The sequence below is a fragment of the Leptolyngbya sp. FACHB-36 genome (assembly GCF_014695955.1).
Lineage (GTDB): Bacteria > Cyanobacteriota > Cyanobacteriia > Leptolyngbyales > Leptolyngbyaceae > FACHB-36.
On sequence record NZ_JACJPG010000324.1, the window covers coordinates 1 to 1,944 of the forward strand.

The 1,944-nt window shown below is 53.0% G+C and carries 2 protein-coding genes and 1 pseudogene; 1 reads left to right on the forward strand and 2 read right to left on the reverse strand.

Features of this window, described 5'->3' with window-relative positions:
* The coding region (locus H6F43_RS08950) for a Gfo/Idh/MocA family oxidoreductase (RefSeq protein WP_190342445.1) at positions 1–665 on the reverse strand (665 nt) is incomplete at its 3' end.
* A 382-nt stretch (positions 666–1,047) separates the two neighbouring features.
* Here H6F43_RS08950 and H6F43_RS08955 point away from each other — a divergent pair.
* On the forward strand, positions 1,048–1,347 hold the full coding sequence (locus tag H6F43_RS08955; RefSeq protein ID WP_190342446.1) for a ferredoxin: 300 nt from the start codon (positions 1,048–1,050) through the stop codon (positions 1,345–1,347).
* Between the two features lie 90 nt (positions 1,348–1,437).
* Here the strand turns inward: H6F43_RS08955 and H6F43_RS08960 are convergent.
* Positions 1,438–1,944 (reverse strand): annotated as a pseudogene (locus tag H6F43_RS08960) (amidase); the annotation flags it as partial.

Here is a 1,944-nt window from a genome sequence, read left to right on the forward strand (position 1 = left end):
GCCGTGCACAAACAGGCTGCGTAGTAAGGACTGGAGGGAGCATCCCACGTGCGCAACTGGCAGCTAACCGTCGCCACCGCTCCAAACAAATCGGTTAGGCGATGCAGCCGCGACAGCGCGCCTACCAGCGGAAAGCCGAATAATTCGGGATGGAAGGTCCATTTCTGCGGAGCAGGTCGCTGGGGATTTACGGTGGCATAGCGGGCATAAAACACCGTCCCGACGCGAGGAAGGGCAGCTTTTAGGGCTTGATGGACACCGCCCAGCAGTTCGATGTGTTCAACGTGTAGCAACCGATTCTGGGACTCTGCCAAGGCAAGGAGTTCCGCTGCCTCTGACACATCCAGGGATAGTGGATACTCTACGACTACGTGCTTGCCCGCTTGCAGGGCAGCGCGAACGATCGCTCCATGATCTCGGTTAATGTTGGCAACGATTACCAGATCCACCGTCGATCGCGCGACGGCTTCCTGCCAAGAGTCAGCAGGATCTGCTCTGTAAATCTGGCTGAATTCTTGCGTTGTTTCCGGCGTGTGACCCGCTATAACGGTCAGCGCGGCGCGTGAGTCCGATTGCACCGCTTCCGCTCGCAGCTTTGCCGCGTATCCGGTTCCAACCAAGCACACACGTATGGGGGCGATCGCAGCAGTTAAATCAGTGCTCATGATTGGAGTTCAGTGGATCTACGGCTCAAGGCTCACTCTAACTCGATACTCTGTATTCGCTTTATCATTTCGGGTCGCCGTTAAGTCAACGAAATCAGCACAAAACTTAACACTAGCAATGGGCTCAACCCTACAGGGCGTGGCTATTGCACGGATTAAGCGGCTTCTTGACGGCAGCTGTCCTATAAGATAAGCAGATTAAATCAACTACTCTGATTACGAATCCCATTCATCCTTCAAGATGATCGACGATATAAACTTTGGTTTTTCCCGTAGTATCAGAGTAAAGCTGATTCCGGAAGCAGATTTTATCTGAACGCAAGCTACAGAGCCGCTTCCATTTAGCTCAAAGAGCTGTTTTCATTATTGAGAGGACCACTGCATGGCAACTTTTAAGGTCACGTTGATTAACGAAGCTGAAGGGCTAAATACCACGATCGACGTCCCCGAAGACGAGTACATTCTCGACGCGGCTGAAGAGCAAGGTATTGACCTACCTTACTCCTGTCGCGCAGGCGCTTGCTCCACCTGTGCAGGCAAGATCAAAGACGGCACGGTTGACCAATCCGATCAGTCATTCCTAGATGACGACCAAATCGAAGCGGGCTACGTGCTAACCTGTGTGGCTTACCCCACCTCGGATTGCACCATCCTCACGCACCAGGAAGAAGAACTGTACTAGGTGCAGCGATATTGCAAAGCGGGAGACTGATTAGTGAAGTCTCCCGCTTTTTAGTGAGAAGCAAATTTTAGTGAGAAGCAAACTGCCGCCTCACTTGGCTCCCTCACTTCTGACTTGGTTTACGCTTGGATCGCGCCAAAAGACGATCGCGTCGCTAATGGGCTGAAGCTGAGTGCCAGGGAAGTAGAAGCTGAGGATGCGATTGCTAGACCAGCCCAGCTTGCCTAAATGGTAAGACCCAGTTTGGCTAAGACCGACGCCGTGTCCAAAACCGCCGCCAACAAAGGTATAGCCCTTGATCGTGCGATTGGCTCCCACGATCGGGTCGAGGTAAAACAGCGTGCTGTTAGGAGCCTCAAATGCCAGCAGGAGTTCGTCTTTCTCTAGGTTTAGCGTACCTTGGTCGGTGACGATGGCTAGGCGGAGCACCCGTCCACCAGGCGATCGCTGCGCTACGTCTAGGCGCTGAATTGTCTTAAAGCCAGCCATCGGATGCTTTTTGCTGCTCAAGAACTGGCGCAAATCCCGGTTCATATCCTCTAGGCGACTGGCAACGCGCCAGCGAAATAGCTCTTGGGTGTCTTCGTTGAAGCCTTT

What these genes read in the sequence shown, in the direction of transcription:
- H6F43_RS08955 (WP_190342446.1), top strand. Translation starts at nt 1,048, where the DNA reads ATGGCAACTTTTAAGGTCACGTTGATTAACGAAGCTGAAGGGCTAAAT.